This window comes from Pseudomonas sp. 31 R 17, assembly GCF_900004915.1.
GTDB classification, from domain to species: domain Bacteria; phylum Pseudomonadota; class Gammaproteobacteria; order Pseudomonadales; family Pseudomonadaceae; genus Aquipseudomonas; species Aquipseudomonas orientalis_A.
Window position 1 is genome coordinate 33,607 of record NZ_CVTN01000058.1, and the last position, 14,560, is coordinate 48,166.

Annotated in this window: 15 protein-coding genes; 4 read left to right on the forward strand and 11 right to left on the reverse strand. The window is 58.4% G+C overall.

The genetic code is table 11. The features are described from left to right. Positions 1-176 precede the first annotated feature (176 nt). Both BFP89_RS08630 and BFP89_RS08635 read right to left on the reverse strand, forming a co-directional pair. Positions 177-1,055 (reverse strand): queuosine precursor transporter, encoded by an 879-nt coding sequence (locus BFP89_RS08630; protein WP_065885081.1) that lies wholly within the window; start codon positions 1,053-1,055, stop codon positions 177-179. Beyond that, on the reverse strand, positions 1,042-1,644 hold the full coding sequence (locus tag BFP89_RS08635) for a helix-turn-helix transcriptional regulator (protein WP_065885082.1): 603 nt from the start codon (positions 1,642-1,644) through the stop codon (positions 1,042-1,044). The genes BFP89_RS08630 and BFP89_RS08635 overlap by 14 nt, the downstream gene beginning before the upstream one ends. Before the next feature lie 214 nt (positions 1,645-1,858). Here BFP89_RS08635 and BFP89_RS08640 point away from each other — a divergent pair, with 214 nt between their 5' ends. Further along, a complete protein-coding gene (locus BFP89_RS08640) occupies positions 1,859-2,953 on the forward strand; it encodes a pyoverdine biosynthesis transaminase PtaA (protein WP_065885083.1) in 1,095 nt (364 codons plus the stop codon). Positions 2,954-3,022: 69 nt separating this feature from the next. Here BFP89_RS08640 and BFP89_RS08645 read toward each other — a convergent pair whose 3' ends face one another. The 6 genes from BFP89_RS08645 to BFP89_RS08675 all read right to left on the reverse strand — a co-directional run bounded on the left by BFP89_RS08645 (position 3,023) and on the right by BFP89_RS08675 (position 10,731). Next, complete coding sequence (locus BFP89_RS08645) at positions 3,023-3,739, reverse strand: hypothetical protein (protein ID WP_065885084.1); 717 nt, start codon at positions 3,737-3,739, stop codon at positions 3,023-3,025. A gap of 116 nt (positions 3,740-3,855) precedes the next feature. Beyond that, positions 3,856-4,869 (reverse strand): diguanylate cyclase domain-containing protein, encoded by a 1,014-nt coding sequence (locus BFP89_RS08650; protein ID WP_065885085.1) that lies wholly within the window; start codon positions 4,867-4,869, stop codon positions 3,856-3,858. Between the two features lie 118 nt (positions 4,870-4,987). Beyond that, a complete protein-coding gene (locus BFP89_RS08655) occupies positions 4,988-6,889 on the reverse strand; it encodes an alkaline phosphatase D family protein (RefSeq protein ID WP_065885086.1) in 1,902 nt (633 codons plus the stop codon). Between the two features lie 425 nt (positions 6,890-7,314). Continuing rightward, positions 7,315-9,543, reverse strand: coding sequence for an ATP-binding protein (locus BFP89_RS08665; RefSeq protein WP_065885088.1), 2,229 nt, complete (start codon positions 9,541-9,543; stop codon positions 7,315-7,317). Further along, the gene (locus BFP89_RS08670) at positions 9,540-10,154 is read right to left on the reverse strand and encodes a biliverdin-producing heme oxygenase (RefSeq protein WP_065885089.1); all 615 of its coding nucleotides are present in this window, start codon (positions 10,152-10,154) and stop codon (positions 9,540-9,542) included. Before BFP89_RS08670 ends, BFP89_RS08665 begins: the two co-directional genes overlap by 4 nt. A 196-nt stretch (positions 10,155-10,350) precedes the next feature. Then, positions 10,351-10,731: a response regulator gene (locus tag BFP89_RS08675; protein ID WP_065885090.1), complete on the reverse strand. Its 381-nt coding sequence runs from the start codon at positions 10,729-10,731 to the stop codon at positions 10,351-10,353. Positions 10,732-10,905: 174 nt separating this feature from the next. Between BFP89_RS08675 and BFP89_RS08680 the strand changes: the two genes are divergently transcribed. Further along, on the forward strand, positions 10,906-11,280 hold the full coding sequence (locus tag BFP89_RS08680; RefSeq protein WP_065885091.1) for a c-type cytochrome: 375 nt from the start codon (positions 10,906-10,908) through the stop codon (positions 11,278-11,280). Between the two features lie 26 nt (positions 11,281-11,306). Here BFP89_RS08680 and BFP89_RS08685 read toward each other — a convergent pair whose 3' ends face one another. From BFP89_RS08685 to BFP89_RS08695, 3 genes are all read right to left on the reverse strand, one after another. After that, on the reverse strand, positions 11,307-11,666 hold the full coding sequence (locus BFP89_RS08685; protein ID WP_347400886.1) for a hypothetical protein: 360 nt from the start codon (positions 11,664-11,666) through the stop codon (positions 11,307-11,309). Positions 11,667-11,811: 145 nt separating this feature from the next. After that, complete coding sequence (locus BFP89_RS08690; RefSeq protein WP_065885092.1) at positions 11,812-12,099, reverse strand: colicin E3-like toxin immunity protein; 288 nt, start codon at positions 12,097-12,099, stop codon at positions 11,812-11,814. Between the two features lie 14 nt (positions 12,100-12,113). Then, a complete protein-coding gene (locus BFP89_RS08695) occupies positions 12,114-13,277 on the reverse strand; it encodes an S-type pyocin domain-containing protein (protein ID WP_065885093.1) in 1,164 nt (387 codons plus the stop codon). 249 nt (positions 13,278-13,526) lie between these two features. Between BFP89_RS08695 and BFP89_RS08700 the strand changes: the two genes are divergently transcribed. Then, positions 13,527-14,039 carry a type VI secretion system amidase effector protein Tae4 gene (locus BFP89_RS08700; RefSeq protein WP_065885094.1) on the forward strand — a complete coding sequence of 171 codons (513 nt, stop codon included), beginning with the start codon at positions 13,527-13,529 and terminating at the stop codon, positions 14,037-14,039. Then, positions 14,024-14,269: a hypothetical protein gene (locus tag BFP89_RS08705; RefSeq protein ID WP_370671208.1), complete on the forward strand. Its 246-nt coding sequence runs from the start codon at positions 14,024-14,026 to the stop codon at positions 14,267-14,269. Before BFP89_RS08700 ends, BFP89_RS08705 begins: the two co-directional genes overlap by 16 nt. Positions 14,270-14,560 lie beyond the last annotated feature (291 nt).

Consider the following 14,560-nt stretch of genomic DNA (forward strand, 5'->3'; position numbering starts at 1 on the left):
AAGAGCGTTTTGCTTACTTTTGCGCTTTTCAAAAGTGAGCCGCCGTCAGGGCGGAACCCTAAGCAGCCGTTACCGCAGAAACGGATATGTACTCGGTCTGATCCAGCATCCTGGTCGGCCCAGAGGCCGCCATCGGGGGCAAGCCCCCTCCCACAAAGTTATCCATCAGCCAATGGTCAGGCGTTGGCACTGGTCAGATAGCGCTTGAACAACGACCGCGCCCCATAGGCCGGCAGGATATTGAAGAACGCAAAGCCGACTTTGATCGCGATCTGCACATAGATCATGCTCAGGATGTCGCTGGTCTGCATCACGCCATAGAAGGCGATAAAGCAGAACAGGAAGCTGTCGATAATGACCGCAAAGAACGTACTGAGGAAAATCCGCAGGTACAGGTACCTGGAGTTGGTCAGTTCCTTGATTTTGCACAGCAGATAAGAGTTGATGTTCTCCGACACCAGGAATGACACCGACGAGGCGATCAGCACCGACGAGACTTGCAGGATCACGTCGGTGTACGGTCCATCGAGTTTCCAGCCCGGCAGCCCCGGCAGGAAGGTCGAGCCGTAGAGCAGGATGATGATCATCGCGTTACTGGCAAACGCAAACAGGATCGCTCGGCGTGCCAGGCGCAGCCCGAAGTTTTCGTTCAGCAGGTCCACGATCAGAAAGGTCAGGGGATACAGGAACGTGCCCGGCGTCACGATGATGCCCATTGACTCCAGGTAGATCGGTTTGGTCGCGGCGATACTGGTAAAGATATAAAACGTGAACAGCAGCAGATTCAGGATGATGTAGATCATCCATGAGTTTTCATTGCGGTCGTTCATGTCGTAGGCCGTGAGCGCACCGCCTTGTGAATAGAACTTCTTGTAGAGGTTCTTGATTTCCAACCTGTTGAAGTTGTCCATCATTTCGCTGTTGAGCACTTCACTGAGCTTGATCCTGATGACCTTGCCCGTGGCGATCACCATGATCACCGCCAGGCGCTTGTCATTTTCAAAGCCCAGCAGCTTGTATTTGCTGTTTTCAACCGGTGCTTCAAGCCTGTTCATTGAAGCGCTCCTCGAAGATATCGCCGATGACACACAGGCGATCCGAGTTCGCACAAGGGTCAAGGGTAATGAAGAGCTTTTGGGTGGCGCGGTCGTACACCAGCTTTTCCTTGTCGTCGCTGCACGCGCCTTTTTGCACGATCAGCAAGTCCCCTGGCTCGTTGAGACCGGTAATGGCGTGCTCGAGCAGTACGCCGATCAAGTTGCAGGACAGGCCGAAGTAGTAAGTCAGCGGGAACAGCGTGGCCAGCTCACCGATACGCTTGCCCAGGTGCTGCATGACCTGGCTTTCCTTGAGCACAGGCACCGCCGCCGGGTTCATGTTGCCCAGGGGTGAAGCATGGCTCTCGATGATTTCCTTGGCTTCAAAATTGATGGTTTCGATTTCTTCGTAGGAGACGCCGAAGAAGTCGGAGATTTTGCGCAGGGTCGACTGTTGTACGTTGGCGACCTTGCCTTCGAGGATGTTGTAGATGGTGGTCCTGGTCAGGCCGGCGGCGCTGCTTAACGAAAGCTGGGTTTCGCCGCGACTTTTGATCAAGTACCTGATGTTGCTCTTCAGGTGCTCGGTTTTTTCCCGTCTGTGCATCACGTGCTCACCAGTTCCCTTTCGTCATGATCGTCCATTTTTCCTTCGCGAAACCGTCGATTTAGAGCCTCTCACGGGGCTTTTCAACGTCGCGATCGCGAGTGTTACATGTGTGTTGCTCAACAATAAAGCGCTAAATCAGGCTGCGTTTTCCTCGTCATACTTCTCTGTACGACCCGTAGGAATCATCGTTCGTCTACAAGGAGTAGTTGCCATGGTCAGCGTCAGCCGTCGATCTCTTCTCGCCCTGGGCGCGGCCTTGCCGGTGCTGGGGCGCCTGGATTGGGCCGTCGCCAACCCCGCGCCGGCGACCTCTGACAAGGTATTGCTCAACTACAACGAAAGCCCCTACGGGCCCTCAACGGCGGCGCTTGAGGCGATGGGGCGGGGCAGTGCGGCAGCGGGACGTTATCCTTACCCGCACATGTACGCATTGGCTGCGCTGTTCGCCCGGCAGCAAGGTATTACCGAAGAGCGCGTGGCCGTGTTTGCCGGCTCCATGGCCGCCCTGCGCTATGCCGTGTTGGCATTCACCCGTCCAACCCGTGGCCTGGTGATGGCCACGCCGTCCTACGAAGTGCCGCGCCAGGCGGCCGCGTCGAACCAGGCACCGGTGCGCGAAGTGAACCTCGATGCCGCGCATGCCCATGATGTACCGGCCATGCTCGCGGCTGATCCCCAGGCCGGCATGCTGTACCTGTGCAACCCCAACAACCCGACCGGCACCCTGACGCCAACCGAGGCCATCCGTCAGGCGCTGGCCAACAAACCCAAGGGCAGCGTGCTGGTGGTGGACGAAGCCTATATCGATTTCTGCGATGCCCCCAGCTGCGTGAGCTGGACCAGCGACCACGACGACCTGCTGGTACTGCGCACGTTCTCGAAAATCTACGGCATGGCCGGTGCGCGCCTGGGCCTGGCAATCGGCCACCCGGCATTGCTGGAGCAACTGGCGGTGTTCGGCGGCGACAATGTGCCGGCGGGTGCCAGCTTGCTGGGTGCCCATGCCAGCCTGGAGGACGTCAAGCTGCTGGGCCAGCGCAAGGCGCTCAATGCCACCGTGCGTGATGAGACTATCGCGTGGCTCAAGGACCGAGGGTTCAGGTGCACGTCCTCGCAGAGCAACTGCTTCATGATCGACGTCAAGCAACCCGCAGAGCAGGTGATCGAGCGGCTGGCTGCACAGAACGTGCTGGTGGGGCGGGTATGGAGCAACTGGCCGCAGTGGGTGCGGGTGACAGTGGGTAACCGGCAGGAGATGGAGCGGTTTCGTCAGGTGTTCGCCACGCAGATCGTGGGTGTCGGCTGAAAAAGCCTGCAAAAGTGGGCAGGGGCAAACCGGCCCACCTTTGAGTCCTGCCGCGCGACTGGCAATGGATTACTGCTGGGCGATGCTGTAGCCATCAAAGGCTGTCTGCTGTTGCAGTGCCGCAATCACGTTCTTGCGGCTCAGCGGCTGTTCAGTGCCGGCGTTATCGACAAAGCTTTCTACCTCCGGCTCGGCTTCATCGCCCTCACCGACAAAGTTGAATCCCAGGAATTCGAATGCTTCACGGTCGACGTTGAGTTTGGAGCGCGGAGTGCGCAGTGGCAGGGTGACACTGGTACCGTCCTTGCTGATCACAAACACCTCGGCTTCTTTCTTGGCACGCGCGGCCTTGCCCTTGCCGGCGCTCGGGTTGCTGATGGCCTGGTGCGACTGGTTCAGCACCTTGAGGGCCAGGCCGTAGACCAGTTCCTGGAACTCGGGGTCGTCCTTGAAGCTGGACAGGATGCGGCTGATCGAGAACTTGCTGCTCAAGTCTTCCAGGGCGGCGTTATCGGCCGCTTCGGCGTCCTTCAATTGCTTGAGCCGGCCCATCAGCTCGTACGCCTTGTCATCGTCAAAGGCGTCATGGGCCTGACGGATGGCCAGGCGCAACTCGCGGATCTGGTCGCTTTCCTTGGAGGTGTGAAACGCGTCCAGCACCATTTCGCTGATGATCTTGGCCGCTGGCACATGCTGTGAAAGATTGATGGCGTTCTCGTACTCGGCTTTGGCGTGCAAGGCGGTTACGGAGGCTTCGGCGGATTCAGCGGTGTACGAATCGGACATTGAAATTTCACTACTTCAGTAAACGGGGAGAGACAAAAAAGCGTCGCGCATTTTCAGGGGGCAGGGGAGTCAGGTCAAGGCAACTCCCGAAGGTGAGCCCGCTCAGGTCGCCGGTTTTATTCCGACACGCCATTCTTACCCGCCGCCTTGGACCGATACAGCGCCTGATCGGCGCGGGTCATCAGCGCTGCCGGTGACTCACCGGGCTGGCGTTCCACCACGCCCAGGCTCAGGGTTATCCTGGCGCCACCCACGGCGGGCATTTCCTGGATTTTATGACGCACCCGTTCGGCCAGTTCCCTGGCCGTCTCCAGCGAACTGTTGGGCAAGACCAGCATGAATTCATCACCGCCCCAGCGCGCCAGCACGTCATCTGCACGCACGCACGCTTCCAGGCCTTCAACCACCCGTATCAGCGTCTGATCGCCTACGGCATGGCCATGTCGGTCATTGATCGGCTTGAAGTCATCGATATCCATGGCCACCAGCGCCAGTGGCAGGCGAAAGCGTTCGGCGCGGCTGCACTGTTCGAGCAATACCTTTTCCAGGCGATAACGGTTGGCGATGCGGGTCAAGGCGTCCCGTTCGGCCAGGGAGCGGTTTTCGTCCAATTGCAGTTGCAGCTGCTGATTGACGCGCGACAATTCAAGGGTGCGTTCCACCACCAGCGCTTCAAGCGACTGGTTACGCTGTTGAAGGCGTTCCATGGAGCATTTGCGTGTATGAATATCGCGGTGCGCACCCACCATGCGCGCGACCGAGTTATCGGGATTGCGCGCGATGACGTAGCCACGGTCTTCGATCCAGAGGTAGCTGCCGTCGCGCTTGCGGCAGCGGTATTCGGCCCGGTATTGGGGCGCGCGTTGGCAGATATAGTCATCAAATCCGCTCATCACCCGGGGGTAATCCTCAGGATGGATCAGGTTCTCCCAGGTGAATACGCTGTTTTCCAGGGAGTGGCGCGAGTAACCCAGCATTTCGTACCAACCGGGATTGCGGTAGACGAAGCCGGTATTGGCATTCCAGTCCCAGATACCGTCGCTGACCAATTCCATGACGGCATGCAACAGGTCGGCGCTGAGGTCGGAAAAGTCATTACGCGGTATTTCACTGCCGGTTGTATCGTCCATTTACGCGCTTCCTGCGTGGACTGGCTCCCGAGGCCAGCTGTGGTTGACGCCGATACTCCGTGGCTGGCGCTACTGTACAACGCGGCCGGTGTGCTTTGAATAGGGCAGATGTGTTGTTTCAGGGGCGTGGCGCGGTCATTTTCGTACGCGGCTTGCCATCCGCGTTGTGCTGATAAATCGCCTCGGGTTGGCCCTTCTCGTTGAAAAACACCTGGCCGATTCCCGCAGCATTCCACAAGCGCTCGCCGGCCTCGGCATGTTCCGGGATATGCGGCACCACCTGCATGGTACGGCGCCGGGTAAACCAGTTAAGCGGTGAGCGCGGGGAGTAGAGCCAGCGGTTGAGACGGTCGAACCATTCCAGCAGACGCGGCGGGAACTCGTTCTTGATGCCGCTGCTGGTGATCTGCCAGATGCTGGGACCCGCATTGCGGTGGCGAATCAGCACTTCGTAGACAAACGAATAATGCACGTCCCCCGACAGAATCACGTAATTACCGGGTGTGCGGGAGTGGCGGAAGATATTGAGAATCACCTGGGCGCTGCCGCGATGGGCCATCCAGTTTTCGGCGTCGACCAATAAGGGGTGGCCGCACCAGCTGAAGATTTTCTGCACGGTCTCTATCAGCTTCACGCCAAAGATTGGCGCGGGCGAGACGATGATGGCCGAGGGGTGATCGAGCAGTTCCTGCTGCAGCTCGCTCAAGGCTTCCCAATCCAGCAGGCCGGAGGGTTGCTTGAGCGTGAACTCGCTGCGCCAGCGCCGGGTGCGGGTGTCGAGCACCACCAGCGCGGGGTTGGTGGGGAGTACGTAGTGCCAGTGCTGGAACTTCAACAGCGCTTGCACCAAGTCATCCTGCGCGCCGGCGTCGAGGTGATTGTGATGTGCCGTGGCCGTCAGGGCCTGGGTTTGTTTCACCAGTTCGCCAAACGCCTGCGGTTGGTTGCCCCAGCCCTGGCACAGCATATAGGCAAGCAAGGCATTGCCGATGATGCGTTTGGAGAAGGGGTGGCCGTAGGCGGTTTCCTCCCATTGGGCGCTGAGGTTCCAGTCATCGGTGATGTCGTGATCGTCAAAGATCATCAGGGTCGAAAGGTGGGCAAACACCCGTGCAACGCCCGGCAATCCGTCACGAAACCGATCAATCAGCCCCTGTTCACGAGCGTAACGCTGCTGTTCTTCAAGGCTCAATTGCGGCGGCTGGGGCGCGATCAGGGTCCAGGGCGTGGGAGACCAGGCCAGCAGGTACATCGCCAGGACCTCGGCGAAGCTCACGAGGTGATTGTCTGCGGTGCTGCTGGTGAAAATCGGCTTCTTCACACCGCCGAAAAACCGTTCGCGCAGGGTCTCGTTGCTGTCCAGCGCCGGCAGCAGGTCGGCCCTGTGGTAATAGCTGGCAGGATGCCCGTAGAGGTTGGCGCTGTCGTCTACCACTGCGCCCTCCAGGTACTCGTCGAACAACTCCAGGCGTGCAATCAAGGCATGAATGGCCCGCAACATCGGCCCGGCGACGTCATCGGCGTAGATCTGGTCGCCGCTCATCATCAGCAAGGCCGGACGGTCGGTGGGGAGTGGCGCAGCCGCCAGCAGACGGTCTACGCACAGCAGGCCTTCGTCGGCACGGTGGTGAGGTTTGCGACACGAACCATGCACCAACTGATGCAGGCGGCTGTGCAATACGAAGTTCGCAGTACCGGCTCCAGGGTATAGAAGATGCCCGGCCCACTGCGCAATGCCCTGGGTGTCGATCAGCAGGTCGTAGCCGATAACCACGTCCTGGGGCAGTGCGTGGTCCAGTGCGATATCGATCAGGTGGATAAAAGCGTGACGCCCGGCGGCAACGACTTGGCACTGGCGTTCGTCCAGGCCGATCTCCAGCGTTTCGCCTTGAGGTACATACAGCTTCAACGTCAAGGCCAGGGCGCGGCTTCCCACCAGCCACATGACCAGTCGCCGGGGTTCCAGGCGGCGAAGAAGGGGGCCCGCGATAACGGCGGGCAGGGTGTCGGGTCGAGGCATCAACAATGCCGCTCATGCAGAGTAGAACGGGAAAGCATAACCCCGAGGATGTCAGTGTTTTGTTAACAGCGTGCAACACAGGGCGCAGCACGCCTTGCAAGGGATCAGCGTCGGTTCACATCAGGAAGCCCTGTCCGAGAGGGTCCAGGTTCGATTCTTTTCTTGCTTGTTTCTGGTCTTGTCCCTGTGGGACGGCGTCAACCGGGGGTGTCGGCTGCGCGGGACTGACCGGGGACTGGGGGTTTTGTACAGCTTGATGAAGGTTATAGCTGTGAAACGATTGACCGATGATCATGGACATACCTCTTGCTCGGTTGAAGGAGGGTGGCTCGCACCAGGACGCTCTCTGAGTACGCCATGATCAGTGGCGCTGGCCGGGCAGACGTTCCCGGCCATCGGTATCGCAAGATGTAGCAGCGTTTATTTCAGATCGGCTTTGGCACCGTAAACCGGAACTCACTCCCTCGGCCCACCTCACTTTCGGCAACGATCCTGCCGCCATGGGCCTGGACGATGCCCTGGGTGATGTAAAGCCCCAGGCCGCTGCCGGTGGGGTTGTTTTCGGTCTGGGTCCAGTAGCGGTCAAACACATGGGGCAATTGTTCCGGCGCAATGCCTTCGCCCGAATCCCGCACCGAGAATACGATTTCTTCGCCATTGCTCATGGCACTGATGCCGATATTGCCCTGGCGTGGGGTGAACTTGATGGCATTGCCGATCAGGTTCGACAGGACTTGGAACAGGCGCTCCGGGTCGGCGTTGATCAGCAGGCCGGGCTCGGCGTTGAACGACAGGTCAATGCCTTTCTCCGACGCCAGCGGTGCGAGCAAGGAGTAAGCCTCTTCGAACATCTGGCTGACATCCAGCGCCACCGGCTTGACCACATACCGCCCCGCATCGATTTTCGACGTGTCGAGCAAGTCTTCCAATAGCACATTCATGCGCCCGGCCGCCTGTTGCATGGTATCGATGGCCGAGGAAATCCGCCGTGACGCATGGGGGCCGTCGGAGCTGAATGCCTTTTGCAGCATGCCGCAGAGCATGGAGATCACGGTCATGGGGTTGCGCAGGTCATGGGACACCACCGCCACCAGCTCTTCACGCGCCCGCACGGCTTGTTGTTCGCGCAGCACCTGGCGGGCCAGGTCGTTTTCCAGGGCCGAGCGGCGCAGGTCATTGGCGGCGAACAGGTCGCCATGGCTCCACTTGGTGGAGATGCCGGCCATTTCGACCTTCCAGATTTCAAATGACGTGCGGGGACGGAGGCGCAGGCCGGCGTCGGAGTTTTCCAGGTCCAGCGGCTTTTGCGGATCGCCGCTCCAGTTGATGTTCTCTTTGACTTCCGGGCGGAACCACAGCACACCATTGTCCACAGGCTTGGGCAGTTGCATGGCCAGGACGCCGCTGGCCAGTGCCTGGAACTCGGCGGCCGGTGGGTATGACGAAACCAGATTGTGGCTGGCGAACACCGGTTCGTCGCGTTCCTGCAGCCATTTGTGCAGCGCACGGATCTGCGCCGGTTCCGGGCAGTTACCGTAGCGGTGCAATTGTTTGTTATCAATGATCGCCACGCCGCCTGCACGCGTCAGGTCCATCAGCAACTGGCCCTGTTGGGCCAGGCCATCGAATACATTGTCCTCCGAGGCCTTCATCGCTTGATCAAGCAGCGCCAGCGCCTGAAGTTTTTCCTCGCGCTGACGGCTCAGTTCCAGGGCTTCCATGGCGCTGATCTGCAACGACAGCACCTGGCCGATGGTCTGGCAGGCGGTGCGCAACTCGTTCGGCACCAGCAGGGGTTCACGATTGCCGCAGCTGATCAGGCCCCAGAGCTTGTCGCCGTCCATCAGCGAGATGCTCATGGATGACAGCACGCCCATGTTCTGCATGTACTGGCAGTGGATCGGCGACACACTGCGCAGGGTGGCAAAGCTCAAATCCAGCGGTTCGCCGGTATCCGGCCGCAGCCTGGGCACCAACGGGACTGGCTCGTAGGCCGCATTGGGAATAATCCGTAGCCAGTTGGTGCGATACAGCTCGCGAGCCTGCTCCGGGATGTCGGACGCAGGGAAGAACAGCCCGTTGAAAAGCTCCATGGACGGCGCCGACGCTTCGGCGATCACCTGGCCATGGCCTTCGTCTTCGAAACGGTAGATCAGCACGCGGTCGTAACCGGTCATGGCCTGGATTTCATTTACGCTGATTTCGTACAGCGCCTGCAGGGTTTTCGCCGCCTGCAAACGTTGCAGCATCTTGCCCAGGTTACTGGTGCGGCCGTTTAAAGCGCGCGGGCGAAAGTCCTTGAGCCGCGGCTCGAACTCCAGCACCAGCACGTCCTGGTGGCGGTGCAGCAAGCCTTCGAAATCCGCACAGTTGAGGGTGACGTGCAACGGTGGCATGTCGAAAAAGGTATTGGTCCGGGCCATGACCTCCACGGCCTGGGCGTGTTCGGTGCCGATCAAGCTGTGCAGCGGCTGGCCGAGCAGCGTTTCGGGCGCATGGCCGAACAAGGTGCCGACGTTGGCGCTGACCTGGATGATATTCAGGCCGGGCTCCGACAGGGTCAGCAGCGCACCGTGGGGCTGGATCGCCCCGGGAAAACGGATGGGCTCGTTGGCACAGTTGGCAAGCAGCTCTTCAAAATCTTCGGTTTTCATAGCAGTACCTCCTGGCTGTCGAGCCATTGCTCAAAGCAGCTGAATGTCGAGCGGGCGGCGTTCACGGCGCATTGTTTTGCGGGCGCGTCCAGCGGCTGGTCGCCCAGATAAACAAGAAAGTCTTTCCAGCGCCGCCCGGTCTCTACCCCGTAGATGTCGAGAAAGGCGCCGCCGTTGTCGGCATTGACGCCCAGGCGCTGCGCCATTTCACGACGAAGCACTTGGCCACCCAGCGTCGCGCCCTCCAGTACATACAAGGCACCGAGACAGGCGGCGGGGGTATCAAGCGTTGGCAATTGCGTGCAATGGGGCAGGGTGTCGATGGCCTGATCAGCCAGGCCCAGCGCGTGGAGATCACTGACCAGTGTCGGTGTTTTCACACGCACTGCGGTATCAAGCCCTTCGGGAATCAAGCCACTGCCGTACAGTGCAGCCTCCATAGGCTGATAAAACCCGAAGTACGCCTGCAGCAGATGCCGGTACCCCTGCGCATCAAGGCGGTCGGAGAAAAACGGCAGGCGTTTTTCCAGCGCGGTATGCAGCAAGGCCGTGCCTGTGCGCAACGCTTCCAGCAGTGGGGGCGCATCGACGTCATGGGCCTGAGAATGCATTCAGTAAGCTCGAACTGTGGGCCTCTCGGCCATGAGTGACGCGCGGAAATGGGCGACGATTCTACACAACTCGCAGTCTGTAACTAAACGCGCAAGGCGAAAAGGCTGACTAACGGATCAGAAATGTCGCTCCTTGCGTCATCAATGGACCGATGGTTTCACCGGGAAGTTCGCTCAAGGTGATATTGCGACGCTATCAATGCATAGCCAAACCCTGCTGATTCAGCGCTGTTTGCACGCAGTCAATCAGATGCTGGGTGCTCCAGGGCTTGGGCAGGAATCGCACCGAGCCGCCCAATTGTGCCGCCAGATGGGCGTTGCCGGACGTCAGCACCACCTGCACCGTCGGCCAGCGGTGCGCCACCACCTTGCTCAGGTCAAAGCCATTGAGCAAACCCGGCATTTGAATATCGCTGACAATCAGGTCCACGGGGTCATCGCCCCGTTCCAGATAAATCATCCCGTCGTCCGCTGAAGGGAACGACGTCACCGACGCGCCGAAGTCTTCCAGCACATCCACCATTAACGCCCGAATGATTTCGTCGTCTTCCAATACTAAAATCGATGGCCGAGCCATGATCCTTACTCCACCATCAGGGTTCAGTAGGGTTGAGTGGGGGCTGCAGGCATAGGTTCGATTGGATGTTTTTTAAACGATGGGTGGTCGTTTGGCGGTGTGCAGGAATGTGGCTGAGGGCGTTGCTGTGTAAACAGGCATAATTGGCATCAACACTCGACGCGGAGCTGTCCGATGAAGTATGCCTTGTTGACCCTCGCCCTCATGCTGACCACCGGCCAGGCTGCCGCCGCCGGCGATGCGGAAGCGGGCGGCAAGCTCTTCGCCAAGACCTGCGGCGGTTGCCACAGCATTGGCGAAGGCGCCCGTGGCGGTTTTGGGCCGCAACTGAACGGCATCATTGATCGACCTGCCGGTACCACGGCGGACTATCAGTATTCGGAGGCGATGAAGACCTCGGGAGTGGTCTGGACCCGGGACAAACTGGCGGCCTACATTGAAGATCCGAAATCGGTTGTGAAAGGGACGCGGATGATTTTCTGGGGCATCAGTGATCCGGAGAAGATTGAAAATATATTGGCGTATCTTGAGACGTTTCAGCACGAGTGATGGCGTAGAGGGTTGCCGACGTATGGCTAGCCTTCAGGCGTTACGTTCTCAACCCTGTGTAAAGCCTGTGCGAATACCACACCGTTGAAGGTATGGGTGCAGCAGTCGTAAAAGGGTTCCATAAGCTCGGGCGTCAATTGCGGGTTGACCTTCTGTAACAGGCCGGCCTCGTCCACCCACAAGCCGCTGTAATAGCTGTTTTCATCCGTTCTCACATACTCCTCCTTGTCGCTTTCATGCAGCGCAACCATCCAGAACACCGGCTCCGGACGATCCAGGCGGGCGTTGGCTTCGCTGAAAACCTTGCTCCATGGGTGGCCGACTTTGGACAGGAGAAACCGAAATAGCGGTGAGTAATCAAAGCCGTGTCGTAGGTGACTGTGCATGGAACCTCGATTTGCCAAGGTGTTTCTTTCACTTTTTGTGTTCCGTTCATACCGATAAGCGCGACAGCTGCCGTGACGCACACCGTGGGTTCTAGAGTTGAAGGAGCGGTAGAGGAGAGGCTTTTGCAGGGTAGGTCTCATTGCATCACGATTCCTTGTTCGACTGCTTCGGGGGCGGTGGCCAGGCGCCTTGATAGTGAAAAGAAATCTGGAAGTCGAAAATATCTGGCTCTATCACCCGCCGGAAATGTGGCTGAAGAATCGCTATCCAGCTTGGGAGAACATCAAACCCTCCAGAATAAATTTGCGGTTCCTCGTGTAAATCGAGTTTGTTAAGAATGCTGTCGTCTTCCTCAAAGTCTGCTGAGTATTCAGCTGCCTCCAAATTTTCTGTTTGTTTGTTGAACCATTGCAGCCGTAGTTTCATTGCCATAGAGAACGCTCCACTTACTTTTCTATACGTCTTTCATCTTTCGCCGGCCCCCGCCGCTCGCCGGTATAGGGATCAAATGACCCTAGATGTTTCACATCACTGTATCGGCAGACTTCCAGCTCACCTTGTTCTGAATCCCACTCAAAAAGTCTCTTTCCTTTCGCATCCTTCCAGCGCTCCCGAAGCCCGCCACCGTTGCGTTTTCGCGTCTTTCTCTTCTGTTCTATCAAACCAGGGAAGCCAGTAATATCCTCGGTCTTGGGGGCCGGGTAGTAACCATAATCTGGATTTTTCGAGCCCTTGCGAGTCTCATTTACCACCAGATACAGCGGCTGAACGCCCGATTCCACCGGGAACACCAGAATAAAATCCCGATACTGCGGCGGATAAACCGGATTCACCAGAATCTGCGCGGCCTTCTCCGTCGGCGGGTAAATCCAGATCACCGGTGCTTGCGGCGCAGCCTCCAAGGCTGGAATGCCCAGCGTGTCACTGGGATCAACCGCAGGCGTCCAGATCAACTCGACTCCCTCACCCAAATCCGCCGCAAACTGCTCGCCGCGGGCTTGGAACTGCACCACATCGATCATCTGCCAGCTCGGATTATTGCCGGTGTAAAACCCATACCCCTTGAGCGTACCGTCCTCGCGTTGTTCGACATGCAAACGCATCTGCGACCGCGCCCGCGCCATCGAGCGCAACTGCTCCTCACTGTAGAGCGCGCTATCACCCATCTCAGACGGCCAGGCCAGCGCCACCAAACCGGCCAACAGGCCACCGGCGACAGACCCGACGGCAGTCGCCGCCGATTCCCACACTGCAGAGCGCAACGCCAACTGCCCCAAGCCGACGGGCAACGCGCTGCCGCCGATCCTGCGCAAGGCCACCGCGCCTCGGCCGTCCAGTTCGCGTCCACCCAGCAGGCTGAAATGGGCGTACTCCTTGACCAACTCCAGCGGGACATAACCGGTGGGGTCTGCGTAGCGGGTGAAGCCGTCCGGCAATTGGCAGGGCTTGATAAAGACGCAGCCGGCAGTTTTGGCAATTGTGGGGGCTGGGGCAGGGGAGGGTTCGTATAGATCAATCGCCGGCGAGTAGGGCGTGCGAGACGGTTGCGGTGTCAAGATTCGCCGTCTGCGTAGTGCTTCTTCAGTAGGTGGATAAGAACGTTCTGACATGACCGGCTCACTTCCTTGTGCGAGGGAGTGAGCCTACGGGGGGATATCACGGGACTGGAATTGGCAGTGTTCGATGGGTAGTGTGGGAAAAGTAGACAGAAAAACCGCACTGATCAGGACATGTGTGCTTTGCCCTGCATCCCAAGCCTAAAGATAGGTAGGACGGTTCTGGTTTTCATTCGGAGTGATCTCTAGCACTCAGGCGTTTGCTACGGTCATTTGTCGGAAAATTCTCAATGGAAATGCTGAATGCTGACCTTCAATACGTTATGGAAAAACCACCCGAAAATCTTCGGAGACGATGCTCCATGCCGAACCAATGGCGCCAAGAATTTCAGCGATCAATGCGCAATCAACCTGGGCGTTGCTCTGCGTAGGTCTGGTGCCGATCTGAGTGGATTATTCGGTGTGCGCTATTGTTGGCAGCACCCCAAGAGTGAAGGTCACGTACTGGCGGCAGAGGAAATGGCCAAAGCATTGAACCGCGCCATCATGCCCGGTTTAAAGCGCATGAAGAAAATAAAACCCGACGACTTCGAAGATGAGTTGGCCGGGCAGCAAGGCATTATCTTCTTCAAGGACTTTTGGCGCAGGGGCGGTGAAACGTTTGGCAATCGCAGCGGTGATCATATTGACCTGTGGAATGGTCGGCGGTTGACGGACTGGCTGAGTTACCCGCGAATTCAGTTGGGGTTTTCGATTGAGGGGACTTTTTCGGATTACCACGAATCCAGGGAGATATGGTTTTGGAAGGTTTTTTGACGATGGTTAAAGGTTTGGTATTTGTGGCGTTTGTGCTTGCCGTTGCTCTTGGGATATTTAACGGAGGGGTGATGGTGGTGTCTGCGTACTTTGGGCCGTTTTATGAGGGAGATGCGGAGCAGAGTCGGAATTTTGGCATTTGGTTGGTGGGAAATGGGCTGGTGGCTTTAGGGGCAGTTGTGGGTGGGATAGCGGGGTATCGCCGATGTTTGCGCAAGGGGCAGAAATAATGGGCCTGGACCCTATGGTCTTCGCAGGCAAGCCAACTTTTATCAAACCACAGAGCTCCAGTTTGCTGCGCGACAGCGCTACGTCGAAGGTGTAGTGGGGACTCGCACAGTTTGATCGGAGTATATCCGTCTAAGCCGAGCGCGTAGCAGATGCTTGGAAAGTCGATCATGGACCTGCCCTTGGGTAAGTGGTGCACGCTCGGTGTATGACGTTTTGCGCGGGGATCTGTATCTGACGCGCGCGGTTTGAACGCCCTACCATAGCGTCCAACCCTACAGCGTTGCAGGAGC